Genomic DNA, 25,221 nt, shown 5'->3' with positions numbered 1-25,221 from the left:
TCCTTGGGTCAGTCGGCGGGGCTTAGCGGCGCTTGGCCATGGCTTCGATGAAGCGATCGAACAGCGGGGCCACGTCGTGCGGGCCGGGACTCGCCTCCGGGTGGCCCTGGAAGCTGAAGGCCACCTTGTCGGTGCGCTCAATGCCCTGCAGGGTGCCGTCGAACAGCGACTTGTGGGTGGCGCGCAGGTTGCCCGGCAGGCTGGCTTCATCCACGGCGAAACCGTGGTTCTGGCTGGTGATCATCACCACGCCGGAATCCAGGTCCTGCACCGGGTGGTTGGCACCGTGGTGGCCGTGGCCCATCTTCAGGGTCTTGGCACCGGAGGCCAGGGCCAGCAGCTGGTGGCCTAGACAGATGCCGAATACCGGGATATCGGTGGTGAGCACTTCCTTGATCGCAGCGATGGCGTAGTCGCACGGCTCGGGGTCGCCGGGGCCGTTGGAGAGGAACACGCCGTCCGGGTTCAGTGCCAGCACATCCTTGGCCGGGGTCTGCGCCGGCACCACGGTCAGGCGGCAGCCGCGCTCGACCAGCATGCGCAGGATGTTGACCTTGACCCCGTAGTCATAGGCGACCACGTGGTAGGGCAGCTCGCTGGCGGCGATTTCCGGGTGGCTGTCGGTCTGCAGGTTCCACACGCTGGAACGCCACTCGTAGCGCTCGGTGCAGCTGACCACCTTGGCCAGGTCCATGCCCTTGAGGCCGGGGAAGCTGCGCGCCAGTTCCAGGGCCTTTTCCTCGGTCGCGCCTTCGCCAGCCAGGATGCAGCCGTTCTGCGAACCCTTCTCACGCAGGATGCGGGTCAGGCGACGGGTGTCGATGCCGGCGATGGCGACGGTGCCGTTTTCCTTCAGGTACTCATCCAGCGGCTGCTTGTCACGCCAGTTACTGGAGATCAGCGGCAGGTCGCGGATGATCAGGCCGGCGGCCCACACGCGGTTGGATTCGGCGTCTTCCGGCGTGGTGCCGGTGTTGCCGATGTGCGGGTAGGTCAGGGTGACGATCTGCTGGGCATAGGAAGGATCGGTGAGGATTTCCTGATAGCCGGTCATGGCGGTGTTGAACACCACCTCACCAATGGTATGGCCATCGGCACCAATGGCTTCGCCGCGGAAAATGCTGCCGTCAGCGAGTGCGAGTATGGCTGGCTTAGTCAAGAAGACCTCCCTTAGATCTGCTGCTTGTTCAAACGCAGGTTGTAAAAAAGCGGGATGACGTATTGACCGTCACCCCGCTTCTTTATCTGATTCATTCTGCGTAACTTTTAGTGGACACACTAAAGCGGGCAGCTTACAGGAAAAGCCCTTTTCGGTCCAGCAATTGCATGGACCGAAAAGGTATTTCAGTTCAGGCCCAGCACGTCCTGCATGTCATAAAGACCGGCCGGCTGCGCCTGCAGCCACAGCGCCGCGCGCACCGCGCCCTTGGCGAAGGTCATCCGGCTGGAGGCCTTGTGGGTGATCTCCACGCGCTCACCCTCGGCGGCGAACAGCACGGTGTGATCACCCACCACGTCGCCAGCCCGCACGGTGGCGAAGCCGATGGTCTCGCGCTCGCGCGCGCCGGTCTGGCCTTCGCGACCATAGACCGCGACCTTCTGCAGGTCGCGCCCCAGAGCGGCGGCCACCACCTCGCCCATGCGCAGCGCGGTACCGGACGGTGCATCAACCTTGTGCCGGTGGTGCGCCTCGATGATCTCGATGTCCACCTCGTCGCCCAACACGCGCGCGGCGGTATCCAGCAGTTTCAGGCAGAGGTTGACGCCGACGCTGTAGTTGGCGGCGAAGACGATCGGGATCTCCTGCGCGGCCGCCTCCAGCTGCTGCCGCTCCTCCGGCGAGAAGCCGGTGGTGCCGATGACCATGGCCTTGCCGGCGCGCCGACAGATTTCCAGATTCTTCAGGGTCACCGAAGGGTGGGTGAAGTCGATCAGCACGTCGAACTGATCCAGCACGGCATTCAGGTCGCCCACCAGCTGCACGCCCAGCTTGCCCTGGGCCACCAGCTCGCCAGCATCGGCGCCAATCAGACTGCTGTCGGGACGGTCGATGGCGGCGCTCAGCTGCGCGCCTTCGGCCTGGCCGACCGCCTCGATCAGGTTCTTGCCCATGCGCCCGGCGGCGCCCATCACTGCAATACGTCGCATAGCCGAATCCTTAGATGTCACCGAAGAAACGCTTCATGCCATCGAACCAGCCGCTGGCCTTGGGCGAGTGGGAACTGTCGCCCTCCAGCGACTTGCGGAACTCCTCCAGCAGCTCGCGCTGACGCTTGTCCAGGTTGACCGGGGTTTCCACCGCCACCTTGCACAGCAGGTCGCCGGCCCCGCCGCCACGCACCGGGGCCACGCCCTTGCCACGCAGGCGGAACAGCTTGCCGGTCTGGGTGCCTTCCGGGATCTTCAGCTTGACCCGGCCGTCCAGGGTCGGCACTTCCAGCTCGCCGCCCAGCGCTGCGTCGGCGAAGCTGATCGGCACCTCGCAGTAAAGGTGCTTGCCGTCGCGCTGGAAGATCGGGTGCTCGCGCACGTTGACCACCACGTAGAGGTCACCGGCCGGCCCACCATGGGAGCCCGCCTCGCCCTCGCCGGACAGGCGGATGCGATCGCCGGTATCGACGCCCGCCGGCACCTTGACCGACAGGGTCTTGCTCTCTTCCACCCGGCCCTGGCCGTGGCAGCTGCCGCAGGGGTCGGTGATCATCTTGCCGCTGCCGTGGCAGCGCGGGCAGGTCTGCTGCACCGAGAAGAAGCCCTGCTGCATGCGCACCTGGCCGATGCCGCCGCAGGTGGTACAGGTCACCGGACTGGTGCCCTTCTTGGCACCGGTACCATCGCAGGTCTTGCAGCCGACCAGGGTCGGCACGCGGATGGTCACGGTGGTGCCGCGCACCGCTTCTTCCAGGTCCAGCTCCAGGGTGTAGCGCAGGTCGGAGCCGCGCTGGGCACCACCGCGCGAGCCGCCGCGGCCACCGCCGAAGAAGTCGCTGAACACGTCACCGAAGATGTCGGAGAAGTTGGCGCCGCCGAAACCGCCGGCACCGCCGCCCATCTGCGGATCGACCCCGGCATGGCCGTACTGGTCGTAGGCCGAACGCTTGGCGGCGTCGGAGAGCACCTCGTAGGCCTCGTTGGCCTCCTTGAATTTCTCTTCCGCAGCCTTGTCATCCGGGTTGCGGTCCGGGTGGTACTTCATCGCCAGGCGGCGGTAGGCCTTCTTCAGGTCCGCCTCGCTGGCGCCGCGCTCGACTCCGAGCACTTCGTAATAGTCACGTTTGGCCATAAATCCTCAACACCTCTGATTCACAGGCTCCAGACACGCCAACGCGGGAGCAAGCCCCCGCGCGGAGAATCGCCGACCGCAACGCGGCCGGCTGGCACCTTAGTAAGCGGGGCTTACTTGTTGTCCTTGACCTCTTCGAACTCGGCGTCGACCACGTCGTCGGCCGCATCCTTGGCACCCTCGGCGCCCTGGGCGGCTGCGCCCGGCTGCGGCTGCTCGGCATACATCTTCTGCGCCAGCGGAGTGGTGGCCTCGGACAGGGCGTTGATCTTGGCCTCGATCTCGGCCTTGTCGTCACCCTTGAGGGCCACTTCCAGGTCGCCGATGGCCTTCTCGATAGCCGCCTTCTCGTCGGCAGTGGCCTTGTCGCCGGCCTCGGTGATCATCTTGCGGGTGGCGTGGACCAGACCGTCGCCCTGGTTGCGGGCCGCGGCCAGCTCCTCGAACTTGCGGTCTTCCTCGGCGTTGGCCTCGGCGTCACGCACCATGCGCTCGATTTCCTCGTCGGACAGGCCGGAGTTGGCCTTGATCACGATGGACTGCTGCTTGCCGGTGGCCTTGTCCTTGGCGGACACGTGCAGGATGCCGTTGGCGTCGATGTCGAAGGTCACTTCGATCTGCGGCACGCCACGCGGCGCCGGCGGGATCTCGGCCAGGTCGAACTTGCCCAGCGACTTGTTCTGCGTGGCCTGCTTGCGCTCACCCTGCAGCACATGGATGGTCACCGCGCTCTGGTTGTCGTCGGCGGTGGAGAACACCTGCGACTTCTTGGTCGGGATGGTGGTGTTCTTCTCGATCAGCGGAGTCATCACGCCGCCCATGGTCTCGATGCCCAGGGTCAGCGGGGAGACGTCGAGCAGCAGCACGTCCTTGACGTCACCGGCCAGAACGGCGCCCTGGATGGCGGCACCGATGGCCACGGCTTCGTCCGGGTTGACGTCCTTGCGCGCTTCCTTGCCGAAGAACTCGGCGACCTTCTGCTGCACCAGCGGCATGCGGGTCTGGCCACCGACCAGGATCACGTCGTCGATCTTGCTGGCGTCGATGCCGGCGTCCTTCAGGGCGATGCGGCACGGCTCGATGGTACGGGCGACCAGATCCTCGACCAGGGCTTCCAGCTTGGCGCGGGAAATCTTCACGTTGAGGTGCTTCGGACCACTGGCATCGGCGGTGATGTACGGCAGGTTGACGTCGGTCTGCTGGCTCGAGGACAGCTCGATCTTGGCTTTCTCGGCGGCTTCCTTCAGGCGCTGCAGGGCCAGCGGATCGTTCTTCAGATCCATGCCGGACTCTTTCTTGAACTCGTCGACCAGGTAGTCGATCAGGCGCATGTCGAAGTCCTCGCCACCGAGGAAGGTATCGCCGTTGGTGGCCAGCACTTCGAACTGGTGCTCGCCGTCGACTTCGGCGATCTCGATCACCGACACGTCGAAGGTACCGCCACCCAGGTCATAGACGATCACGGTGTGGTCGCCCTTGGCCTTGTCCATGCCGTAAGCCAGGGCCGCGGCGGTCGGCTCGTTGATGATGCGCTTGACGTCCAGGCCGGCGATGCGACCGGCATCCTTGGTGGCCTGGCGCTGGCTGTCGTTGAAGTAGGCCGGAACCGTGATCACCGCCTCGGTGACCGGCTCGCCCAGGTAGTCCTCGGCGGTCTTCTTCATCTTCTTCAGCACTTCGGCGCTGATCTGCGGCGGCGCCATGTCCTTGCCGCCGGCCTGCACCCAGGCGTCGCCATTGTTGGCCTTGACGATCTTGTAGGGCACCAGCTTGATGTCTTTCTGCACCACGTCCTCTTCGAAGCGGCGGCCGATCAGGCGCTTCACCGCGAACAGGGTGTTGTGCGGGTTGGTCACCGCCTGGCGCTTGGCGCTCTGGCCGACCAGGGTCTCGCCATCGTTGGTGTAGGCGATGATGGAGGGGGTGGTGCGCGCCCCCTCGGCGTTCTCGATGACCTTGACGTTGCCGTTTTCCAAGATGGCCACGCAGGAGTTGGTGGTGCCCAGGTCGATACCGATGATCTTGCCCATGAATAGTCTCCGAAACTCTGTCTTTAACCTTGAGTACGTCGCGGCCTGCGGCACACGGCGTCAGCTACTGAATCGCTTGCCCTGTAGATGGGGCCGTTACCGGGTATTTCAAGCCTGCTCGTCGATCGACGGCGGCGGCGTCAACGGCGCCTTGCTCACCACCACCATGGCCGGGCGCAGCAGGCGACCGTTGAGCAGGTAGCCCTTCTGGAACACCTTGAGCACGGTGTTCGGCTCGGCATGGATGCTCTCCTCCATGGCCATGGCCTGGTGATGCTCGGGGTTGAACGGCGCGCCATGCGGATCGAGCGCTTCCAGCTGATGGCGCTTGAGGGTGTCGTGGAACAGCTTGAGGGTCAGCTGCATGCCCTCGCGCATGGCCTTGCTCGCCTCATCGGCGGCGCTGGTCAGCTCCAGACCGCGCTCCAGGCTGTCGACCACCGGCAGCAGGTCGTTGGCGAACTTCTCCAGGGCGAACTTGTGCGCCTTCTCCACGTCCTGCTCGGCACGACGGCGCACGTTCTGCAGGTCGGCGGCCATGCGCAGGGACTGATCCTGGGCCGCGGCCAGCTGCTCTTCGAGGGTCTGCACGCGAGTGGCCAGGTCGTCGCCGGCGGTCGCCTCGGGCGCCAGTTGCTCTTCCGGGGTTGCCGTGTCCAGGGTCTGTTCGTCTGCCATTGGGTCCTCCTGTGAATGCGACAGCGGGTCATGGCCCGCGCTTCTGGTCGCCTATATGGGGGCCCGCCACAGGGTTTCAAGGGTTATTGCCGAGGCAAAACAAAACACTGTACAAATAGACAGCACAACTTTTGGGAGCGCTCCTCATGCTGGTGCACCTGTCCGTCCACAACTACGCCATCGTCGAACACCTGGACCTCGAACTGCAGCGCGGCATGTCGGTGATCACCGGCGAGACCGGTGCCGGCAAGTCGATCATGCTCGACGCCCTCGGCCTGGCCCTCGGTGACCGCGCCGACAGCGGCGTGGTGCGCCCCGGCGCGGACAAGGCGGACATCCTCGCCAGCTTCGACCTGGAAGACATCGCCGAAGCCCGCGCCTGGCTGGCCGAGCGCGACCTGGACAGCGACGGCCCGTGCATCCTGCGCCGGGTCATCACCAGCGAGGGCCGCTCGCGCGGCTACATCAATGGCAGCCCCTGCCCGCTGGGCGACCTCAAGGCCCTGGGCGAGCTGCTGATCGACATCCACAGCCAGCACGAGCACCAGTCGCTGCTCAAGCCGGACACCCACCGCCGCCTGCTCGACGAGTATGCTGGCAGCCAGGAACTGGCCCGCCAGGTGCAGCTGGCCGCCCAGCGCTGGCGCCAGACCCGCCAGGAACTGCAGCGGCTATCCTCGACCGGCGACGAGCAGCGCGCCCGCCACCAGCTGCTCAGCTATCAGCTGGAAGAGCTGGAAAACCTGGCCCTGGGCGATAACGAGCTGGAACAGCTGGAACAGGAACACAAGACCCTGAGCAATGCCGAGCAACTGCTCGGCGCCTGCCGCCAGGTGCTCGACCTGTGCAGCGAGAGCGATGCCGGCAACGTACTGTCGGCGCTGACCGCCAGCCTCAACCGCCTCGGCGGCTTTGCCAACCAGCCCGGCGCCCTGAGCGAGGCGACCAACCTGCTGGCCAGCGCGCAGATCCAGGTCGAGGAGGCGGTGGGCGAACTGAACCGCTTCATCGACCACTTCGACGCCGACCCGCAGCGCCAGCAACTCCTCGAAGAACGCCTGGACGCCATCTACAGCCTGGCGCGCAAGCACCGCGTGCAGCCCACTGAGCTCGCCGAACTGCAGCAGCGCCTGCTCGAGGAACTGGAGAGCCTCAACGCCGACGACGAGGCGGTCGAACGCCTCGGCGAAGAGCTGGCCGCCTACGCACGCCACTACCAGGACAAGGCCGCCGAACTCAGCGCCCTGCGCCAGCAGGCCGCCAGCCGCCTGGCCGAAGCGGTGCAGGTGGAGATGCAGACCCTGGGCATGCCCGGCGGGCGCTTCAGCATCGGGCTGCAACCCGGCAGCCACGACGAGCCGCAACCGCAGGGCCTGGAGCAGGTGGAGTTCCTGGTCAGCGCCAACCCCGGCCAGCCGCTGAAGTCGCTGGCCAAGGTCGCCTCTGGCGGCGAGCTGTCGCGTATCAGCCTGGCCATCCAGGTGATCACCGCACAGACCTCGCGGGTGCCGACCCTGGTATTCGACGAGGTCGACGTCGGCATCGGCGGCCCCACCGCCGAAGTGGTCGGCCAGCTGCTGCGCCGCCTCGGCGAGCGCGGCCAGGTGCTGACCGTGACTCACCTGCCGCAGGTCGCCGCCCAGGGCCACCACCACCTGTTCGTGCACAAGCAGCGCGACAGCGCAGAGACCCGCACCGCCGTGGCCAACCTGGATACCGCACAGCGGGTCGAGGAAGTGGCGCGCATGCTCGGCGGCGTCGACCTCACAGAGGAGTCCCTGCAGCACGCCCGCAAGATGGTGACCCGCGCCCAGGCATGAAAACGAAAAAGGCGCCCCGCGGGGCGCCTTTTTCATTGGTTCGCTGTGCGCTTAGCTCTTCTTGCGCACGTAGAGCACCAGGTTGTGGTCGACCAGCTCGAAGCCGTGCTGCTTGACGATGTCCTTCTGCAGCTTCTCGATCTCCGGGTCGAAGAACTCGATCACCTCACCGGTGTCCACGCAGACCATGTGGTCGTGGTGGCCACCGTCGGCCAGCTCGAACACGGCATGGCCGCCGTCGAAGTTGTGGCGCTCGACCAGGCCGGCAGCCTCGAACTGAGTCAGTACGCGATAGACGGTGGCCAGGCCCACGTCTTCGCCGGCCTCCATCAGGGCCTTGTACACGTCCTCGGCGCTCATGTGACGCTGACCGGAAGTGGCCGAGTCGAGCATCTGCAGAATCTTCACACGCGGCAGGGTGACCTTGAGGCCAGCTTTGCGCAGTTCGTTGTTTTCAACCATGGTCTGCTTTCTCGTGGTTGCTGCTTCGCAGCTCCCGTTAATGCGGGTATGATCGGGGTTTAATTTGCCCAGCCAAGATAGTGGAAGTCACCCACCGATGCAAAACACCAAGCTCTTGCTGCCCAGCCTCACCCTCGTGGGTCTGCTCGCACTCGCCGGCTGTTCGTTTCCCGGGGTCTACAAGATCGACATCCAGCAGGGCAATGTCGTTACACAGGACATGATAGACCAGTTGAAGCCTGGAATGACCCAGCGCCAAGTGCGGTTTATCATGGGCAACCCGCTGATCACCGATACCTTCCACGCCAAGCGCTGGGACTACCTGTACAGCATCCAGCCGGGCGGCCGTCAGCGTTATCAGGAGCGCATCAGCCTGATGTTCGACGGCAACGACCAGCTGATCGGCCTGGCCGGCGACTTCATGCCGGGCGTCAGCCGCGACCAGGAAATCCTCGGCGAAGGCAGCGACACCCGCGTGCAACAGCCGCAGACCGAGGTCCGGGAAGAACCGGCCAAGCCGGGCTCGCTGCTGGAGCAGATCCAGGACGAAGTGGATGCCGCCGAGCCGATCCCGGTTCCCGTGCCGGAACCGCTCGATCCGATGCCGCAGTAATAGCCGGATACGAAAAGCCCCGCCAAGTGCGGGGCTTTTTCATTGCGCCAATAACCTCAGTCGTCGCCCGCCTTGGCCGCCGCAGCCTTGGCCGCGCGCTGCTTGCGCACTTCCTTGGGGTCGGCGATCAGCGGCCGGTAGATCTCCACCCGCTCGCCCTCTTCCAACACCCGCTCCTCGGGCCTGGCCACCGCCTTGCCGAAGATCCCCAGCGGGGCGCTGGCCAGATCCAGCCCGGGGAAATGCTCGTCCAGGCGCGAGCGCAGCGCCGCCTCGCGCACCGTGGTGCCAACGGGCACGCTCAGGCGCAGCAGCTTCTGCCGCTCGGCCAGGGCATAGACCACCTCGACGCTGATGTTCGGCTTATCCATGGAGTTGCTTGGCCCTCTGACAGAACGCATCGACCAGGGTGTTGGCCGCCTGGTTGAACAGCGGCCCCAGGGTGGCCTTGACCAGCGGACCGGCGTAATCGAAGGTCATGTCCAGGCTGATCTTGCAGGCCTTGTCACCCAGCGCCTTGAATTCCCAGGTGCCCTGCAACTGGGTGAAGGGGCCTTCCTCCAGTTGCATCTCGATCGATTTGCCCGGCACCAGGCGATTGCGCGTCATGAAGCGCTGGCTGACCCCACCCTTGGCCACGGTCAGGCTGGCGCGCATTGCCTCGGCACTCTCTTCCAGCACCTCGGAGGCCGAGCACCAGGGCAGGAACTGCGGGTAGCTGGCCACATCGTTGACCAGGTCGTAGAGAACCTGTGCCGGATAGGGCAACAGGGCCGAGCGTTGGATACGGGTGCTCATCAGCCTTGGATTCCTGAACTGCTACGCCGGCTCGCCGACGCCACGGAGCACGCATTGTGCGGAATTCGACCAGCCCCCTCAAGCGCGCCTGTCGCCAGGGCAGCGCCGACTCCCTATAATGCGCGCCCTATGGCCAAGCAGAAGAAACACCCCACCGGAACCATCGCGCTGAACAAGAAGGCGCTGCACGACTATTCCATCGAAAACAAGTTCGAGGCCGGCATCGCCCTGTCCGGTTGGGAAGTGAAGAGCCTGCGCGCGGGCAAGGCCCAGCTGGTCGACAGCTACGTGCTGCTCAAGGACGGCGAGGCCTACCTGTTCGGCGCCCACATCACGCCGCTGAAGACCGCCAGCACCCACGTCATCGCCGACCCCACCCGTACGCGCAAGTTGCTGCTGCACAAGCGCGAGCTGGGCAAGCTGTTCGGCGCCGTGCAGCAGAAGGGTTACGCCTGCGTGGCCCTGGCGCTGTACTGGAAGAAGCACCTGATCAAGTGCGAGATCGCCCTGGCCAAGGGCAAGAAGGAATTCGACAAGCGCGCCACCGAGAAGGAGCGCGATTCCGACCGGGAGATCTCCCGCGCCATGCGCAGCAAGGGCAAGGAAGAATAAGAAAAGGGCGGATATCCGCCCTTTTTCATGCCCTCCGCACTACAGCCCCTGGCGCCGCTGCGCCCGCTCAAGCCGGCGCGCCTCCTGCTGCGCCTCGGCCAGCACCTCCTGCACATAGTGGATATGCCGGTTGGACAGCTCGCGCGCCTCCTCGGCACGGCGCGCGATGATTGCCTCGAACAACGCCTGGTGCTGCGCGCGCAGCTGATCGCGAGTCTCGCTGCGCTGCAGGTACATGCCGCCGATATTGGTCACCACGTTGTGCTTGAGCAGGTCGAACAGCCCACGAATGGTGTGCAGCAGCACGGCGTTATGACTGGCCTCGGCGATGGCCAGGTGGAAGCGCGCATCGGCGGCACCCTCCTCCGCCCGGCTGGCCTTGCTGTTCGGCGCATAGCAGCGCTGCAGCTCGTCGAAGGCCGCCCGCAGGCGCTCGTGATCGAGGGCAGTAGCACGCTGCGCCGCATAGAAGGCACAGGAACCCTCCAGGGTGTGGCGAAACTCCAGCAGGTCGCGCTGGGCATCAGGATTGCTCTCCAGCAGGTGCAGCAGCGGATCGCTGAAGGTCGAGCCCAGTTCCGCCGCCACATAGTTGCCGCCGCCCTGGCGGCTGACCAACAAGCCCTTGGCCACCAGCTTCTGGATCGCCTCGCGCAGCGACGGCCGCGACACGCCAAAGCGCTCGGCCAGCACCCGCTCCGCCGGCAACCGCTCGCCGGCCTTCAGCGTGCCCTCGAGGATCATGGTCTCCAGCTGCTCGACGATGTCATCCGACAGACGGCGCTGACGTACCGGCCCCACTTCCATATCCCGCTCCCACTGGTTTGACCACCTGCATGGCTCTGCAGCCTTGCGTTCCAGCAAGCCTAAAGGTGCAGCCACGGGCAGGCAACCAGAGGCACTTCGACCAAAGTCGCAAGCCATGAAATTGACAGAAGCGCGGCCGGACTTTTACTCTGGCCCAGCCACTTTGTAAATTGGTATTACCAATTATGCAGAGCGCGCCCAACAACTCCAAGAATGCGCCGAGGTAACAAGATGCCCTTCACCCCCCGACTGCCGCGCCTGGCGCGTCACTGAACGGAGAACTCGCCATGTCCTCCGGATTGCTCGCCCTTCTCGCCTTCTCACCCATCCTGCTGGCCGCCGTGCTGCTGATCGGCCTGCGCTGGCCGGCCAAGCGCGCCATGCCGCTGGTCTACCTGCTCACCGCCGGCATCGGCCTGACCGTGTGGGACATGAGCTTCAACCGCATCCTCGCCTCCACCGTCCAGGGCCTGGTGATCACCGGCGGGGTGCTGTGGATCATCTTCGGCGCCATCCTGCTGCTCAACACCCTCAAGCACTCCGGCGGCATCACCGCGATCCGCGCCGGCTTCGCCACCATCAGCCCGGACCGGCGCATCCAGGCGCTGATCATCGGCTGGCTGTTCGGCTGCTTCATCGAGGGCGCCTCCGGCTTCGGCACCCCGGCCGCCATCGCCGCGCCGCTGCTGGTGGCCATCGGCTTCCCGGCGCTGGCCGCGGTGATCCTCGGCATGCTGGTGCAGAGCACGCCAGTGTCCTTCGGCGCGGTCGGCACGCCGATCCTGGTCGGTCTCAATACCGGCCTGGATAGCGCTGGCATCGGTGCGCAGCTGGCCGCCCAGGGTTCCAGCTGGGAGGCCTACCTGCAGCTGATCACCAGCGAAGTGGCGATCATCCATGCCACGGTCGGCACCCTGATGCCGCTGATCATGGTGCTGATGCTGACCCGCTTCTTCGGCCGCGAGAAAAGCTGGAAGGCCGGCTTCGAGGTGCTGCCCTTCGCCATTTTCGCCGGCCTGGCCTTCACCCTGCCCTATGCCGCCACCGGCGTGTTCCTCGGCCCGGAATTCCCCTCCCTGCTGGGCGGACTGATCGGCCTGGCCATCGTCTGTAGCGCCGCCCGCCTCGGCTTCCTGGTACCGAAGAAGACCTGGGACTTCGCCCCGGCCAACGAATGGCCGAACGAGTGGCTGGGCAGCGTCGAGATGAAACTGGACAGCCTCACCGTCAAGCCCATGGGCACCCTGCGCGCCTGGCTGCCCTATGTGCTGGTCGGCGCCCTGCTGGTGGTCAGCCGGGTGTTCCCGGAAGTCGGCGCCGCGCTGAAATCCGTGGTGCTGGTGTTCCCGGACATCCTCGGCGAGGCCGGCATCAAGGCCGACTTCATGCCGCTGTACCTGCCCGGCGGCATCCTGGTCGCCGTGGTGCTGGCCACCTTCTTCCTGCATGGCATGAAGCTGCGCGAGCTGGGCGCGGCGGTGAAGGAATCGACCGGTGTGCTGCTCGGCGCCGGCTTCGTCCTGCTGTTCACCGTGCCCATGGTGCGCATCCTGATCAACTCCGGGGTCAACGGCGCGGAACTGGCCAGCATGCCGATCACCATGGCGCGCTACGTGGCCGACAGCGTCGGCGGCATCTACCCGCTGCTGGCGCCGAGCGTCGGCGCCCTGGGCGCCTTCATCGCCGGCTCCAACACGGTGAGCAACATGATGCTGGCGCAGTTCCAGTTCGGCGTGGCGCAGAACCTGGGCATCTCCACCGCTCTAGTCGTTGCCGTGCAGGCCATAGGCGCGGCCGCCGGCAACATGGTCGCCATCCACAATGTGGTGGCCGCCTCGGCCACGGTCGGCCTGCTCGGGCGCGAAGGCACCACCCTGCGCAAGACCGTCTGGCCCACCCTGTACTACGTGCTGTTCACCGGCCTGATCGCCCTGCTGGCGATCTACGCTCTGGGTATCAGCGATCCGCTGCTCGCCCGCTGACCGCAAACCCGGCAGCGCCCCGCACAGTCGGGGCGCTGCCGCTCCAGCCCCATAGGACTAGAGCCATGATCATCTCCGCCTCCACCGACTACCGCGAAGCCGCCCGGCGCAAGCTGCCGCCCTTCCTGTTCCACTACATCGACGGCGGCGCCTATGCCGAGCACACGCTGGGGCGCAACGTCGCCGACCTGGCCGAAGTCGCCCTGCGCCAGCGCGTGCTGAGGAACATGGCCGAGCTGGACCTGTCCACCGAGCTGTTCGGCGAGAAGCTGGCCATGCCGGTGGCCCTGGCCCCGGTCGGCCTGACCGGCATGTATGCCCGTCGCGGCGAGGTGCAGGCGGCCAAGGCGGCGGCGGCCAAGGGCATTCCCTTCACCCTGTCCACCGTCTCGGTCTGCCCGATCGAGGAAGTCGCCCCGGCCATCGACCGGCCCATGTGGTTCCAGCTCTATGTGCTCAAGGATCGCGGCTTCATGCGCAACGCCCTGGAGCGGGCCAAGGCCGCCGGCGTCACCACCCTGGTGTTCACCGTCGACATGCCGGTGCCCGGCGCGCGCTACCGCGATGCCCACTCCGGCATGAGCGGCCCCAACGCGCCACTGCGCCGTGTGCTGCAGGCCATGACTCATCCGGCCTGGGCCTGGGACGTGGGCCTTTGGGGCAAGCCCCATGACCTGGGCAATATCTCCGCCTACCGCGGCAATCCGACAGGGCTGGCCGACTATATCGGCTGGCTGGGTGCCAATTTCGACCCGTCGATCTCCTGGAAGGACCTGGAGTGGATTCGTGACTTCTGGGACGGCCCGATGGTGATCAAGGGCATCCTCGACCCCGAGGACGCCCGCGACGCGGTGAAGTTCGGCGCCGACGGCATCGTCGTATCCAACCACGGCGGTCGCCAGCTCGACGGCGTGCTGTCCAGCGCCCGTGCCCTGCCGGCGATTGCCGACGCGGTAAAGGGCGAGATCAAGATCCTCGCCGACTCCGGCATCCGCACCGGCCTCGACGTGGTGCGCATGCTCGCCCTCGGTGCCGACGCGGTGATGCTCGGCCGCGCCTTCGTCTACGCCCTGGCCGCCGCCGGCGGCGCCGGGGTGAGCAACCTGCTGGAGCTGTTCGACAAGGAGATGCGTGTGGCCATGACCCTCACCGGCGCCCGCTCGATCGGCGAGATCGGCGCCGACTCTCTGGTGCGCGAGCTGCGCCACGCCGCGTCCTGATCCCGGAGCCGCCATGAGCCTGCCCGCCGCCTTTCTCGCTGAAGTCCAATGCTTGATCCCGCGCGAGCGTCTGTTTGACGATCCGCTGTCGACCCTGGCCTTCGGTACCGACGCCAGCTTCTACCGGCTGATTCCCCAACTGGTGATCCGCGTGGAAAGCGAGCGGGAGGTGGTCGAGCTGCTCAAGCTGGCCGGCGCCCAGCGCGTGCCGGTGACCTTCCGCGCCGCCGGCACCAGCCTCTCCGGGCAGGCGATTTCCGACTCGGTGCTGATCGTGCTGGGCGACAACTGGAACGGCCGGGAGGTACGCGACAACGGTGCGCAGATCCGCCTGCAGCCGGGCGTGATCGGCGCCAGCGCCAACGCCGTACTGGCACCGCTGCAGCGCAAGATCGGCCCCGACCCGGCCTCGATCAACGCGGCCAAGATCGGCGGCATAGTCGCCAACAACTCCAGCGGCATGTGCTGCGGCACCGCGCAGAACAGCTACCACACCCTGGCCGGCCTGCGCCTGGTGCTAGCCGACGGCACGCTCGTGGATACCGAGGACGAGGCCAGCGTCGCGGCCTTCCGCGCCAGCCATGCCGGGCTGCTGGCGCAGCTGGCCGAACTGGGCCGGCAGACCCGCGCCAACAGCGAGCTGGCGGCGAGGATTCGGCACAAGTACCGGCTGAAGAACACCACCGGCCTGTCGCTCAACGCGCTGGTCGATTTCGACGAGCCGCTGGATATCCTCAGCCACCTGATGGTCGGCTCGGAAGGAACATTGGGCTTTATCAGCGCGGTGACCTACCACACGGTGCCGGAGCACCCGCACAAGGCCAGCGCCCTGCTGGTGTTCCCCGATGTGGAAAGCTGCTGCCGCGCCGTGCCGGTGCTCAAGCAGCAGCCGGTGTCGGCCGTGGAGCTGCTGGACCGGCGCAGCCTGCGCTCGGTGCAGGACAAGCCCGGCATGCCGGAGTGGGTCAAGAGCCTGTCGGGTGGCGCCTGCGCCCTGCTGATCGAGTCGCGCGCCGCCACGGCCTCCGTGCTGGCCGAGCAGATCGAACGGATCATGGCCGCCATCGCCGAATTCCCGCTGGAGAAGCGGGTCGACTTCAGCAGCGACCCGGCCGTGTACAACCAGTTGTGGAAGATGCGCAAGGACACCTTCCCCGCCGTCGGCGCGGTGCGCGCCACCGGCACCACAGTGATCATCGAGGACGTCACCTTCCCGGTGGAGCGCCTGGCCGAGGGCGTCAACCGTCTGCTCGAACTGTTCGACCGTCACGGCTACGACGAGGCGATCATTTTCGGCCACGCCCTGGAAGGCAACCTGCACTTCGTCTTCACCCAGGGCTTCGACGACCCGGCCCAGGTCGCCCGCTACGACGCCTTCATGGGCGAGGTGGCGCAGCTGGTGGCGGTGGAGTTCGGCGGCGCGCTCAAGGCCGAGCACGGCACCGGGCGCAACATGGCGCCCTTCGTCGAGCTGGAGTGGGGCAGCGAGGCCTACCAGCTGATGTGGACCATCAAGCGCCTGCTCGATCCGCAGGGCATCCTCAACCCGGACGTGATCCTCTCCGAGGACCGCGAGCTGCACTTGAAAAACCTCAAGCCGCTGCCGGCCGCCGACGCGATCGTCGACAAGTGCATCGAGTGCGGCTTCTGCGAACCGGTGTGCCCCTCGCGCGGCCTGACCCTGACGCCGCGCCAGCGCATCGTCATCTGGCGCGATATCCAGGCGCGCAAGCGGGCCGGTATCGACACCACCGAGCTGGAAGCCGCCTACCAGCACCACGGCCTCGACACCTGCGCAGCCACCGGTCTGTGCGCCCAACGCTGCCCGGTGGGCATCAACACCGGCGAGCTGGTGCGCCAGCTGCGCGGCCACAAGGCGCGGCACGGCGGCACGGCCGACTGGCTGGCCGGGCATTTCGCCACCGCCCTCAAGGGCGCCCGCCTCGGCCTGCTGGCCGCCGACAGCGCCCGCCGCCTGCTCGGCGCACCGCGCCTGGCGCGCTGGGCCGCCGGCCTGCATCAGCAATTCGGCACGCCACTGTGGACAGCGGCCATGCCTCAAGTGGCGCAGCCACTGAAATGGGTGCCGCCGGCGCCCAGCGAAAAGCCACGGGTGGTCTACCTGCCCGCCTGCGTGTCGCGCGCCATGGGCCCGGCCTTCGCCGATGCCGAACAGACCAGCCTGCTGGACAAGACCCGCGCCCTGCTGGAGAAGGCCGGCTTCGAGGTGATCTTCCCGGCGGGGCTGGACAACCTCTGCTGCGGCCAGCCCTTCACCTCCAAGGGCTATGCCAAGCAGGGCGATGCCAAGCGCGACGAGCTGCTCGCCGCCCTGCTCAGCGCCAGCCGCAATGGTGAAGACCCCATCTACTGCGACACCAGCCCCTGCACCCTGCGCCTGGTGCAAGGCAACTCAGGCAGCCGGCTGCGCCTCTACGACCCGGTGAAATTCATCCGCGAAGAGTTGCTGGACAGGCTAGAGATCACCCCGCAGGAGGCGCCGGTGGCGGTCCATGTGACCTGCTCCACCCAGCACCTGGGCGAGGCCGAGCACCTGATCGAGATCGCCCGACGCTGCGCGAAGACGGTGGTGATCCCGGAGGGCATCCACTGCTGCGGCTTCGCCGGCGACAAGGGCTTTACCACGCCCGAGCTGAACGCCCATGCGCTGCGTTCGCTGAAGGATGCGGTGCAGATTTGCGAGGAGGGCATCTCGACCAGCCGGACCTGCGAGATCGGCCTGTCGACCCACAGCGGCATCGACTACCACTCGCTGGTCTACCTGCTGGACCGGGTCAGCCGGCCGCTCGCCCGCTGACGACGCGGCGCGCCACGGCTTGCCTATACTGGCTGCAGCACCGCCACTGGAGAGTCGCCATGCGCCGCCTGACCCTGCTTCTTGCCGCCGCCCTGCTCAGCACCCCGCTGATGGCCATGCACTGCCCGCAGGACATGGCCAAGATCGACGCCATGCTCAAGACCGACCCACCCGCCGATCCGGAGGTGCTCGCCGAGGTGCAGCGCCTGCGCGCCGAAGGCGAAGCCCTGCACAAGGCCGGCAACCATGGCGAGTCGGTCAAGGTGCTGGAAGAGGCGCTGAACCTGCTGCAGGCCAGCGAGTAATCGCCCGCCCCTAGGCCTCTTCGCCCAACAGAACCCGCGCCACCTGGCGCAGCTGCTGCAGGTCCACCGGCTTCAGCAGGCTGGCCTGGGCGCCCTTGGCACGCGCCTCGGCCAGCAGCCCCTCGTCGGCCGCTGCGCTGACCACCAGCACCGGCACCTCGGCCAGGCGCGCCTCCTCGCGCATCCGCTCGAGTACCTCCAGGCCACTGCCGTCGGGGAGGTCCAGGTCCAATAGCACCAGCGCCGGCGTCTGCTCGGCCAGGTGCAGCAGGGCGCGGCGCACCGAGGTCGCCCCCTCCACCCGAGCCAGGTCGCGCAGCCCCTCCTGCAGAACCTTGAGGCAGGCCGGGTGATCCTCCACGCACAGCACCGGCGCCAGCATCCGCGTCGCGGCCGGCGTATCCGTCTCGGCCGCCTCGGCCTGGGCCGCGGGCTCGGCCGCGCCGGGCAGCTCGATCCAGAAGCGACTGCCCAGGCCGACGTTGCTGGCGAAACCCATTTCCCCGCCCATCAGCTCGGCCAGCTCGCGGCACAACACCAGGCCGATGCCGGTGCCGGGGATGTTGGAATTCTCCCGCCCCAGGCGCTGGAACGGCTGAAAGAGCTGCTCCTGCTGCTCGGGGCTGAGCCCCGGACCGCTGTCCTCCACCCACAGTCGTACGCCGCCGGCACGCACCTCGTAGCCGAGCCGGATCATGCCTCGCGGGCTGTTGTACTTGATCGCATTGGACAGCAGGTTGAGCAGCACCTGGCGCAGGCGGCGCGGGTCGGCCAGCACGTAGAGCGGCGGATGGGCCTCGGCCTGCACCTGCAACTGCAGCTGGCGCTGCTGTACCTCCGGCTGCACCAGCTCGGCGCAGCCGCGCAGCAACGGGCCGATGTCCACCGGCTGCAGTTGCAGCTGCTGCTGGCGGCTCTCGATGCTGGACAGGTCGAGGATATCGTCCACCAGAGCCGTCAGGTGCCGGCTGGCCAGGACGATTTCCCGCGCGTATTCGGCCTCCTGGCGGCGCGCCTCGTCCGGCGCCGCCTCCAGTTCGATCAGCTGGGCAAAGCCGTGGATGGCGTTGAGCGGCGTGCGCAGCTCGTGGCTCATGCTGGACAGGAAGCGGCTCTTGGCCTGGCTGGCGGCCTGCGCCTCCAGGCTGGCGCGGCGCAGCTCGTCCTGGGTCTGCTTGAGGCTGCTGATGTCGACATGGGTACCGGCGGCGCGCACCGCACGCCCCTGGGCATCGCGCTCGATCACCTTGCCGCGGCTGAGCAGCCAGACGTAATGCCCCAGGGCATCGGCGTAGCGATACTCGGCCTCGAAGAAGTCCTCGCTGCTATCGTCGGCCAGGCTCAGACGCAGGTGGCGCACCCGCGGCAGGTCGTCCGGGTGCACGCGCTGGTTGAATTCGGCGAAGGGCATGCAGTCGGCATGTAGCCCGAAGCGCCGCACGAAACGCTCGCTGACGCGAATGCTGAGGCTGGCGGCCTCCACCTCCCAGAGGCTTTCCGTGGTGCTTTCCAGGACCAGCTCGAGGGTGCGCTGCACCTGCAGGCGGCTCGCCTCGCTGGCCTGCAGCTGCTGCCCGGCATGCTGAACTTCCTCGGCCATCTCGGCCATTTCCTGGATCGCCGTGGGCGGCGCCACCGGCCGCCGCTCGCCGACCGCGAGGCTGCGCATCATCCCGACTATGCCGGTGATCGGCTGCGCCAGCTCGTTGCTCAGGCGCCGTGAACGCAACCACATCCAGCTGCCGAACAGCAGATAGAAGAACACCAGGCCGGCGATCAGCAGGTAGCCGATCTTCAGGTACTGCTCGGCCAGGCGGTTGGTCTCGCGGAAGATGTTGGCCTCGTCCACCACCAGGAGCAGGCGCCAGCCGGTTTGCGGAATCTCGCTCCAGGCCATCAACTGGGCCCGGCCGCCCAGCTGCACCTCCTGCACGCCATGTGGCCGCTCGGCCATGGCGGCCAGCAGCGGGCGCAGCCCCTCCTGGCGATCCAGCTTGAAGTCGGCCGGCTTGAGCACCTCGCGACTGACCGCCTCGGCATAGGAATAGTTGGTCAATTCGCGCAGACCGAAATCCTTCTCGCCCGCCGCCGGCAGGGCCATGATGCCGTTGTCGCGCCCCACCAGCAGCGCATAGCCCTGCCAGGGCACCTGCAGGTTACCGATTTCGGCGAGCATCTGGCCGACCGTCACGTCCAGCCCCACCACGCCTTCGAGGAACTCATCGCGATACACCGGAGCGATGGCGGACATCATCCAGCCCTGACCGGCCGGATCCAGGTACACCTCGGTCCACACCGGCCGGCGCTGCGGGTTGTGCTTGGCGTCGGCCAGGTAATAGAAGTTGTACTGCGGGATGTCCATGTCGTGCGGGTACTGCTGCAGCACGTCGAAGTAGGGGTAGATGCGGTTGTAGCTGTCCCAGCTGTTGAAGTAGACGGCCGCCACCAGCGGGTCGGCCTGTTTGATCGAGCGCATCAGCGGATCGATACGCGACAGGCGCAGTGCCTTGTCGCGATCCTGGCGCGCCGGCGGCGTGCTGGCGGAATAGAAGGAGGCGGCGCGACCGTCGTCGCTGCGGCTGTAGAACACCCCCTGCGGGTTACTGGCATGGCGCATGCGCTCCAGCTCGTCCGGCTCGAAGCGGCGATCGGCCAGGGCCTCGCCCACCGCGTCGCGGAAGATACCGGCCTGCGCCTCGATGGCCTTGAGCCGGCTGTCGATCACCTGGCCCTCGCGACGCACCGCACTGTCCAGGTCCTGCAGCGCGCTGCTCTGCAGGTAGCCGACCTGGGCCTCGCGAATCGACTCGTTGGTGTACAGGTACACGCCAATCAGTACCGACTCCACCAGAACCAGGGGAATCAGCGCGCTATGCAGGAAGGCGCGCCAGATCCAGCGGCGCAGGGGCTTGAGCGGTGCGGGCGGCATGCCGGCATTCCTTGAATTCGGGACAGACAGAGAATGGCACAAGGCCGCACAACGGCCAGCCGAGAGCGGTGATGAAGCCATTGTAAGGGCAGATCGGCGGTCGACGCTGGGGAACCTTTGCCGTACACTGCGCTCCAACCTCGCAAGAGAGTTATGGGGCCGATTAGGATTCGACGCCGGTAACAAAACTTGAGGGGCATGCCGAGTAGGTGACAGTTCTCGTAAATCCGCTGCCACAACTTCATAGTTGCCAACGACGACAACTACGCTCTGGCCGCCTAAGGGCGCCAGCAGACCCTAGGGGATGCCTGTAAACCCGAAGATTTGGTCTGTCAGATAGAACAGGATCGCCGCCAAGCACGCTGCAGGCGTAACGGCTAAAACTCATGCAGCTCGCTCCAAGCACCCTGCCACTCGGGCGGCGCGGAGTTAACTCAGTAGAGATGGCTAAGCATGTAGAACCGATAGCGGAGAGCTGGCGGACGGGGGTTCAAATCCCCCCGGCTCCACCAAACAAGCCCTTGAAAATCAAAGAGTTTTCAGGGGCTTTTCTTTGAGCGCAGGAAAAGTGCCGATATCCGGCGTTGCCCATGCGATAACGTGGTAGACTTCCGCACCCGCAAGGTGATAGGCGCAGATGGCAGCAGCCATCCTGAGCCATGCGGCTATGCAGTCCGACCTGGACACGGCATGTATCCGGAACACCATTCCACTTGAGCCTAGGTTCTGCTTCCCTGAGATCAGAAGCAGTGCCGATGCGCAGCATTGATACAAGCCGACCCTCACTCCTGCAGCTCCTTGACCGACAAGGCTCATGCGGCAGTTCTGCTTGATCTCAATCGTCCCTACTGGCGTCACCTCCTGTCGAGACAAATACCAACCGGTTAACCGGCCTGCCTATGCATGCCTGGATTTCCGGCCATACAAGACGCGAGCCCGAGCAAGAAGCCGGTCCGCCCGACATGAGAGTTCATCATGAGTACCCCCATCATCTGCCGTACCTATCGGCAACCCGCTAATCAATGCAAATGCTTCCGCTGCCGTCCGCTGGGAACTGAGGCTTCAAGTCAAATCAATGAATTGCCGCGGGCCTCGTGAATGCTCCGATACCCGCGCCACCTCCGTCAGAAGAGGGTGGGCACCCGCACCTACCACAGTGCTCGCTGCCGCGCCGGCAGGTAGCCGCCCTCCAGCTCCAGTAGAGCCTGCTTGCGCACCAGTCCGCCGGCGTAGCCGGTGAGGCTACCGTCGGCACCGATGATGCGGTGGCAGGGCACGATGATGGCGATCGGATTGACCGCATTGGCCCGGCCGATGGCGCGAGCCGAGGTCCTGCGCTCCAGGCGCTGGGCCAACGCACCGTAGGTCAGGGTAGTGCCGTAGGGCACCTCGCGCAGATGGCGCCAGGCTTCCTGTAGAAAGTCATTGCCCCTGGGTGCCAGCGATAGATCAAAAACTCGGCGCCGGCCGGCGAAATACTCCTGCAACTGACTGGCAATCGGCGCCACGGCCTGCGAGTCATGCAACAACTCAACACCGCGCCAGCTGCTCAAAGGCACCTGCTGCCATGGCTCGTCGAGGAACTCCAGGCACTGCAGGGCGCCCTGCTCGTTCAGCAGGGCAATCATGTTGCCGAGTGGGGTTTCGATCAGGCCTCCATATGCCGGAATCGGGTCTTTGCCTGGCCGCATGTCCACTCCGTCTCCCCCGTGCCCCGATGCACCCTCGATAGGAACTTGTACCCGTGCGACGTTACGACTGTCGAGGGAGGCCGGGCATGCCTCCACCGTCGATCTCGACTGGCCGAATGCGGCCCCCAGCTTCAGCTCTAACCATCTTGTCTCTGCAATGTCGACTGCCCCACAGAACGGCTGCCAGCCAGTATACGAATTGAACAGTGTGGCGAATCGACCATCCAACCTTCAGGTAGCCTGCACCCGAGGAATATAAGGAGTATCCCATGAAGAAGTACCTGTCCCCCCTTGCCCTCGCGGCACTGCTCACGCTCGGCGGCTGCAGCCTGCATTTACCGGGCATCGGCATCGATATCGGCGGCCATGGCGGCAGCTTCTGTCCGCCGGGGCAGGCGAAGAAAGGCAACTGCTAGTCGCTTCCCTGACCGACCGACAAGGCCATCCGGTGTAAGCTGCTGACTAATCAGTCACAGGAGCAGCGCATGGCCCTCAGCGTTTTCGACCTCTTCAAAATCGGCATCGGCCCCTCCAGTTCGCACACCGTGGGGCCGATGCGCGCCGCCGCGCGTTTCGTCGACGGGCTGCGGCGCGAGGGGCTGTTCGCGGCCACCGCCAGCCTCAAGGTCGAGCTGTATGGGTCGTTGGGCGCCACCGGCAAGGGCCACGGCAGCGACAAGGCGGTGCTGCTGGGCCTGGAGGGCGAGCAGCCGGACACGGTCGATACCTCGACCATCGACAGCCGCCTGGCCGCCATGCGCGCCAGCGGCGAGCTGCGGCTGGGCGGCGAAAAGGTCATCCGCTTCGTCGAGAAGGAACACCTGGCACTGATCAGGAAGCCCCTGGACTACCACCCCAACGGCATGATCTTCCGCGCCTTCGACGCCGCCGGCCTGCAGATCCGCGCCCGCGAGTACTACTCGGTGGGCGGCGGCTTCGTGGTGGACGAGGAAGCGGCCGGCGCCGACCGTATCGTCGAGGACCGCACCGAGCTGGCCTACCCCTTCAAGACCGCCAAGCAGCTGCTGGCGCTGTGCGCCGAGCACAACCTGTCGATCAGCCAGCTGATGCTGGCCAACGAGGCGGCCTGGCGCCCCGAGGCCGAGACCCGTGCCGGCCTGCTGAACATCTGGCAAGTGATGCAGGACTGCGTCACAGCCGGCTGCCGCAACGAGGGCACCATGCCCGGCGGCCTCAAGGTGCGCCGCCGCGCCGCCGCCCTGCACCGTCAGCTCAGCCAGAACCCCGAGGCCAGCCTGCGCGACCCGCTGACGGTGATCGACTGGGTCAACCTCTATGCTCTGGCGGTCAACGAGGAGAATGCCAGCGGCGGCCGCGTGGTCACCGCCCCCACCAACGGCGCGGCAGGCATAGTACCGGCGGTGCTGCACTACTACCGGCGCTTCGTCCCCGGCGCCAGCGACGATGGCGTGGTGCGCTTCCTGCTCACCGCCGCGGCCATCGGCATCCTGTACAAGGAGAACGCCTCGATCTCCGGCGCCGAGGTCGGCTGCCAGGGGGAAGTCGGGGTGGCCTGTTCGATGGCCGCCGGGGCCCTGTGCGAGGTACTGGGCGGGACCATCGCGCAGGTGGAGAACGCCGCCGAGATCGGCATGGAGCACAACCTGGGGCTGACCTGCGACCCGGTCGGCGGACTGGTCCAGGTACCCTGCATCGAGCGCAACGCCATGGGCTCGGTGAAGGCGATCAACGCTGCGCGCATGGCCCTGCGCGGCGATGGCCAGCACTTCATCTCGCTGGACCGGGTGATCCGTACCATGCGTGACACCGGCGCGGACATGAAGAGCAAGTACAAGGAAACCGCCAGGGGGGGCCTGGCGGTCAACATCATCGAATGCTGAGCCCGCCTCAGTCGGGGCGGAAGTCGGTCAGCAGGCGCAGGTAGGAGGTCAGGCTCTTGCCGCCGACCGTGCCCTGGTAGCCGTGGCTGTCGAACTGAGTGCTCTTGATCAGGTCGACGCGGTAGCGCGGGTTGCGCTCGTAGGTGCGGCCCAGGGTGCTGGTGACGCGGCTGTTGAACAGGTCGGCGCTGACGATGACGAACTCGCGCGGCTTGCGCCGGCCGTTGGCACCGCTGTTGTTGGGGCTGCTGAAGATGTCGCCGGTGGCGGTCATCGCGCTGCTGTACTGCTCGCGGCCGCGCAGGCTGGTCTTGCCGGCGCCGATGACGAACTGGCCGCTCTGCGGGCGGAACTTGTCACCGCTGGTCAGGTAGCTGGCCAACACGTCGTACAGCGCCCAGCTGCTGCCGGTGCCGCGCTCGGCATTGCGCAGGTCGAAGACGAACACGCCGCCGGTGCCGATCACTTCCATTTCCACCTGGCCCAGGCTGGGGTTGTCCTGCACCAGCAGGCCGGTGTTCTCGTCGACGCCATAGGCGAAGGGCACGCCGGTGTAGTCGGCCAGGCGCACGATGCGGCCCTGGCGCCCGCGCTCGCTGAAGTGGGTGTCGAGCAGGCCGTGGTTGAAGAAGCCGAAGCCGCCGTCCGGGTCGTAGGACAGGTCGTCACCGGAGGGCGTGGTGTAGGGGCCGTAGCGCAGGGCCTCGTAGCTCTCGCCGCCGGTGATCATCGGCCCGTCGACCATGATCGCGGTGCCGGCGCTGGTACCGGCCAGCACGGCGCCGGCGTTGTACTTGGCGCGGATCGCTGCCAGCGCCGGAGTGTCGGCGCGGCTGCTGGTCAGCAGGGTCTGCACCAGGCGCGACTGGTCGCCGCCACCGAAGAAGAACCCGGTCATGCCGTTGATCTGGTTGACCACGGTCGGGTTGCTGCTGTTGGCGATGTTGTCCAGGTCGATGGGGATCCACTGCGCGTCCGCCGCGCCGTAGGTCTTCAGCAGATTGGCGTAGTACAGGCCATTGGCCTTGGAGTTGGCCGCGTTGGCGGTGCCGGCATCGGGGTCCTGGCTCTCGGGAATCGAGGCGGCGGTGATCACGCCGATCTTGGCCTGGCCGCTACCGCCGGCCAGTTGAATGAAGCGTTGGTACAGCGCGGTGTTGTCGTCCTTGAGCCCGCCTCCCACCAGCAGCAGCGCTCCGGCCGCATGCCCCAGACCGGGGATCAGAGCCATGACCAGAACGGCATGGCGACACAGCTTGCTCAGTTTCATCTTCAGTTCTCCGTGGCTGCAGGTGCTGCAGCGTTGTTGTG

Annotated in this window: 21 protein-coding genes and 1 other RNA gene; 10 read left to right on the top strand and 12 right to left on the bottom strand. The window is 66.4% G+C overall.

Annotation, left to right across the window (positions count from 1 at the left end; all coding sequences use genetic code 11):
• Window positions 1-22 precede the first annotated feature (22 nt).
• From carA to grpE, 5 genes are all read right to left on the bottom strand, one after another.
• The gene (gene carA / locus DMO17_RS03285) at window positions 23-1,159 is read right to left on the bottom strand and encodes a glutamine-hydrolyzing carbamoyl-phosphate synthase small subunit (protein ID WP_110680893.1); all 1,137 of its coding nucleotides are present in this window, start codon (window positions 1,157-1,159) and stop codon (window positions 23-25) included.
• A gap of 185 nt (window positions 1,160-1,344) precedes the next feature.
• On the bottom strand, window positions 1,345-2,148 hold the full coding sequence (gene dapB, locus DMO17_RS03280) for a 4-hydroxy-tetrahydrodipicolinate reductase (protein ID WP_110680892.1): 804 nt from the start codon (window positions 2,146-2,148) through the stop codon (window positions 1,345-1,347).
• A gap of 10 nt (window positions 2,149-2,158) precedes the next feature.
• Window positions 2,159-3,283 (bottom strand): molecular chaperone DnaJ, encoded by a 1,125-nt coding sequence (gene dnaJ / locus DMO17_RS03275; protein ID WP_110680891.1) that lies wholly within the window; start codon window positions 3,281-3,283, stop codon window positions 2,159-2,161.
• Window positions 3,284-3,396: 113 nt separating this feature from the next.
• A complete protein-coding gene (gene dnaK, locus DMO17_RS03270; protein ID WP_110680890.1) occupies window positions 3,397-5,313 on the bottom strand; it encodes a molecular chaperone DnaK in 1,917 nt (638 codons plus the stop codon).
• 108 nt (window positions 5,314-5,421) lie between these two features.
• Window positions 5,422-5,991 (bottom strand): nucleotide exchange factor GrpE, encoded by a 570-nt coding sequence (gene grpE, locus DMO17_RS03265; RefSeq protein WP_110680889.1) that lies wholly within the window; start codon window positions 5,989-5,991, stop codon window positions 5,422-5,424.
• Window positions 5,992-6,137: 146 nt separating this feature from the next.
• Here grpE and recN point away from each other — a divergent pair, with 146 nt between their 5' ends.
• Window positions 6,138-7,811 carry a DNA repair protein RecN gene (gene recN / locus DMO17_RS03260; protein ID WP_110680888.1) on the top strand — a complete coding sequence of 558 codons (1,674 nt, stop codon included), beginning with the start codon at window positions 6,138-6,140 and terminating at the stop codon, window positions 7,809-7,811.
• Window positions 7,812-7,862: 51 nt separating this feature from the next.
• Here recN and fur read toward each other — a convergent pair whose 3' ends face one another.
• A complete protein-coding gene (fur, locus tag DMO17_RS03255) occupies window positions 7,863-8,273 on the bottom strand; it encodes a ferric iron uptake transcriptional regulator (RefSeq protein WP_110680887.1) in 411 nt (136 codons plus the stop codon).
• A 97-nt stretch (window positions 8,274-8,370) separates the two neighbouring features.
• On the opposite strand from fur, the gene DMO17_RS03250 reads away from it, so the two are divergent.
• The gene (locus DMO17_RS03250) at window positions 8,371-8,886 is read left to right on the top strand and encodes an outer membrane protein assembly factor BamE (RefSeq protein ID WP_110680886.1); all 516 of its coding nucleotides are present in this window, start codon (window positions 8,371-8,373) and stop codon (window positions 8,884-8,886) included.
• Between the two features lie 56 nt (window positions 8,887-8,942).
• Here DMO17_RS03250 and DMO17_RS03245 read toward each other — a convergent pair whose 3' ends face one another.
• Both DMO17_RS03245 and DMO17_RS03240 read right to left on the bottom strand, forming a co-directional pair.
• Window positions 8,943-9,257: an RnfH family protein gene (locus DMO17_RS03245; RefSeq protein WP_110680885.1), complete on the bottom strand. Its 315-nt coding sequence runs from the start codon at window positions 9,255-9,257 to the stop codon at window positions 8,943-8,945.
• Entirely contained in the window at window positions 9,250-9,684 is a 435-nt protein-coding gene (locus tag DMO17_RS03240; protein ID WP_110680884.1) for a type II toxin-antitoxin system RatA family toxin, read from the bottom strand. Before DMO17_RS03240 ends, DMO17_RS03245 begins: the two co-directional genes overlap by 8 nt.
• Window positions 9,685-9,813: 129 nt before the next feature.
• Here DMO17_RS03240 and smpB point away from each other — a divergent pair, with 129 nt between their 5' ends.
• Entirely contained in the window at window positions 9,814-10,296 is a 483-nt protein-coding gene (gene smpB, locus DMO17_RS03235) for an SsrA-binding protein SmpB (protein ID WP_110680883.1), read from the top strand.
• Window positions 10,297-10,335: 39 nt separating this feature from the next.
• Here the strand turns inward: smpB and DMO17_RS03230 are convergent, their stop codons facing one another.
• Window positions 10,336-11,103, bottom strand: a complete 768-nt coding sequence (locus DMO17_RS03230; protein ID WP_110680882.1) for an FCD domain-containing protein — start codon at window positions 11,101-11,103, stop codon at window positions 10,336-10,338.
• Window positions 11,104-11,390: 287 nt separating this feature from the next.
• Between DMO17_RS03230 and DMO17_RS03225 the strand changes: the two genes are divergently transcribed.
• From DMO17_RS03225 to DMO17_RS03210, 4 genes are all read left to right on the top strand, one after another.
• On the top strand, window positions 11,391-13,085 hold the full coding sequence (locus DMO17_RS03225; RefSeq protein WP_110680881.1) for an L-lactate permease: 1,695 nt from the start codon (window positions 11,391-11,393) through the stop codon (window positions 13,083-13,085).
• 65 nt (window positions 13,086-13,150) lie between these two features.
• On the top strand, window positions 13,151-14,305 hold the full coding sequence (gene lldD, locus DMO17_RS03220; protein WP_110680880.1) for an FMN-dependent L-lactate dehydrogenase LldD: 1,155 nt from the start codon (window positions 13,151-13,153) through the stop codon (window positions 14,303-14,305).
• Window positions 14,306-14,318: 13 nt separating this feature from the next.
• Complete coding sequence (locus tag DMO17_RS03215) at window positions 14,319-17,123, top strand: FAD-binding and (Fe-S)-binding domain-containing protein (RefSeq protein ID WP_110680879.1); 2,805 nt, start codon at window positions 14,319-14,321, stop codon at window positions 17,121-17,123.
• Window positions 17,124-17,182: 59 nt separating this feature from the next.
• Complete coding sequence (locus tag DMO17_RS03210) at window positions 17,183-17,428, top strand: hypothetical protein (RefSeq protein ID WP_110680878.1); 246 nt, start codon at window positions 17,183-17,185, stop codon at window positions 17,426-17,428.
• Window positions 17,429-17,438: 10 nt separating this feature from the next.
• On the opposite strand, the gene DMO17_RS03205 is transcribed toward DMO17_RS03210, so the two are convergent.
• On the bottom strand, window positions 17,439-20,357 hold the full coding sequence (locus tag DMO17_RS03205) for a hybrid sensor histidine kinase/response regulator (RefSeq protein WP_110680877.1): 2,919 nt from the start codon (window positions 20,355-20,357) through the stop codon (window positions 17,439-17,441).
• Between the two features lie 155 nt (window positions 20,358-20,512).
• Between DMO17_RS03205 and ssrA the strand changes: the two genes are divergently transcribed.
• Window positions 20,513-20,869: a transfer-messenger RNA gene (gene ssrA / locus DMO17_RS03200) on the top strand.
• A gap of 636 nt (window positions 20,870-21,505) precedes the next feature.
• Here the strand turns inward: ssrA and DMO17_RS03195 are convergent.
• Entirely contained in the window at window positions 21,506-22,048 is a 543-nt protein-coding gene (locus DMO17_RS03195; protein WP_110680876.1) for a methylated-DNA--[protein]-cysteine S-methyltransferase, read from the bottom strand.
• Between the two features lie 269 nt (window positions 22,049-22,317).
• Here DMO17_RS03195 and DMO17_RS19685 point away from each other — a divergent pair, with 269 nt between their 5' ends.
• Window positions 22,318-22,464 carry a hypothetical protein gene (locus DMO17_RS19685; protein ID WP_181418725.1) on the top strand — a complete coding sequence of 49 codons (147 nt, stop codon included), beginning with the start codon at window positions 22,318-22,320 and terminating at the stop codon, window positions 22,462-22,464.
• Window positions 22,465-22,533: 69 nt separating this feature from the next.
• Complete coding sequence (locus tag DMO17_RS03190; RefSeq protein WP_110680875.1) at window positions 22,534-23,910, top strand: L-serine ammonia-lyase; 1,377 nt, start codon at window positions 22,534-22,536, stop codon at window positions 23,908-23,910.
• Window positions 23,911-23,917: 7 nt separating this feature from the next.
• Here the strand turns inward: DMO17_RS03190 and DMO17_RS03185 are convergent, their stop codons facing one another.
• Window positions 23,918-25,180, bottom strand: a complete 1,263-nt coding sequence (locus tag DMO17_RS03185) for a cyanophycinase (protein WP_110680874.1) — start codon at window positions 25,178-25,180, stop codon at window positions 23,918-23,920.
• Between the last annotated feature and the right edge of the window lie 41 nt (window positions 25,181-25,221).

The sequence above is a fragment of the Aquipseudomonas alcaligenes genome (assembly GCF_003205495.1).
In the GTDB taxonomy this organism is placed as follows: domain Bacteria; phylum Pseudomonadota; class Gammaproteobacteria; order Pseudomonadales; family Pseudomonadaceae; genus Aquipseudomonas; species Aquipseudomonas alcaligenes_B.
This window is presented reverse-complemented; position numbering and strand designations above follow the sequence as displayed.

Bases quoted from the DNA above. Each gene is read 5' to 3' on its own strand.
- dapB (WP_110680892.1), bottom strand. From the start codon at position 2,148: ATGCGACGTATTGCAGTGATGGGCGCCGCCGGGCGCATGGGCAAGAAC.
- DMO17_RS03195 (WP_110680876.1), bottom strand. From the start codon at position 22,048: ATGCGGCCAGGCAAAGACCCGATTCCGGCATATGGAGGCCTGATCGAA.
- dnaK (WP_110680890.1), bottom strand. From the start codon at position 5,313: ATGGGCAAGATCATCGGTATCGACCTGGGCACCACCAACTCCTGCGTG.
- DMO17_RS03225 (WP_110680881.1), top strand. From the start codon at position 11,391: ATGTCCTCCGGATTGCTCGCCCTTCTCGCCTTCTCACCCATCCTGCTG.
- fur (WP_110680887.1), bottom strand. From the start codon at position 8,273: ATGGTTGAAAACAACGAACTGCGCAAAGCTGGCCTCAAGGTCACCCTG.
- DMO17_RS03190 (WP_110680875.1), top strand. From the start codon at position 22,534: ATGGCCCTCAGCGTTTTCGACCTCTTCAAAATCGGCATCGGCCCCTCC.
- DMO17_RS19685 (WP_181418725.1), top strand. From the start codon at position 22,318: ATGAAGAAGTACCTGTCCCCCCTTGCCCTCGCGGCACTGCTCACGCTC.
- DMO17_RS03205 (WP_110680877.1), bottom strand. From the start codon at position 20,357: ATGCCGCCCGCACCGCTCAAGCCCCTGCGCCGCTGGATCTGGCGCGCC.
- DMO17_RS03245 (WP_110680885.1), bottom strand. From the start codon at position 9,257: ATGGATAAGCCGAACATCAGCGTCGAGGTGGTCTATGCCCTGGCCGAG.
- smpB (WP_110680883.1), top strand. From the start codon at position 9,814: ATGGCCAAGCAGAAGAAACACCCCACCGGAACCATCGCGCTGAACAAG.
- grpE (WP_110680889.1), bottom strand. From the start codon at position 5,991: ATGGCAGACGAACAGACCCTGGACACGGCAACCCCGGAAGAGCAACTG.
- DMO17_RS03185 (WP_110680874.1), bottom strand. From the start codon at position 25,180: ATGAAACTGAGCAAGCTGTGTCGCCATGCCGTTCTGGTCATGGCTCTG.
- DMO17_RS03210 (WP_110680878.1), top strand. From the start codon at position 17,183: ATGCGCCGCCTGACCCTGCTTCTTGCCGCCGCCCTGCTCAGCACCCCG.
- DMO17_RS03240 (WP_110680884.1), bottom strand. From the start codon at position 9,684: ATGAGCACCCGTATCCAACGCTCGGCCCTGTTGCCCTATCCGGCACAG.
- DMO17_RS03215 (WP_110680879.1), top strand. From the start codon at position 14,319: ATGAGCCTGCCCGCCGCCTTTCTCGCTGAAGTCCAATGCTTGATCCCG.
- recN (WP_110680888.1), top strand. From the start codon at position 6,138: ATGCTGGTGCACCTGTCCGTCCACAACTACGCCATCGTCGAACACCTG.
- DMO17_RS03250 (WP_110680886.1), top strand. From the start codon at position 8,371: ATGCAAAACACCAAGCTCTTGCTGCCCAGCCTCACCCTCGTGGGTCTG.
- dnaJ (WP_110680891.1), bottom strand. From the start codon at position 3,283: ATGGCCAAACGTGACTATTACGAAGTGCTCGGAGTCGAGCGCGGCGCC.
- DMO17_RS03230 (WP_110680882.1), bottom strand. From the start codon at position 11,103: ATGGAAGTGGGGCCGGTACGTCAGCGCCGTCTGTCGGATGACATCGTC.
- lldD (WP_110680880.1), top strand. From the start codon at position 13,151: ATGATCATCTCCGCCTCCACCGACTACCGCGAAGCCGCCCGGCGCAAG.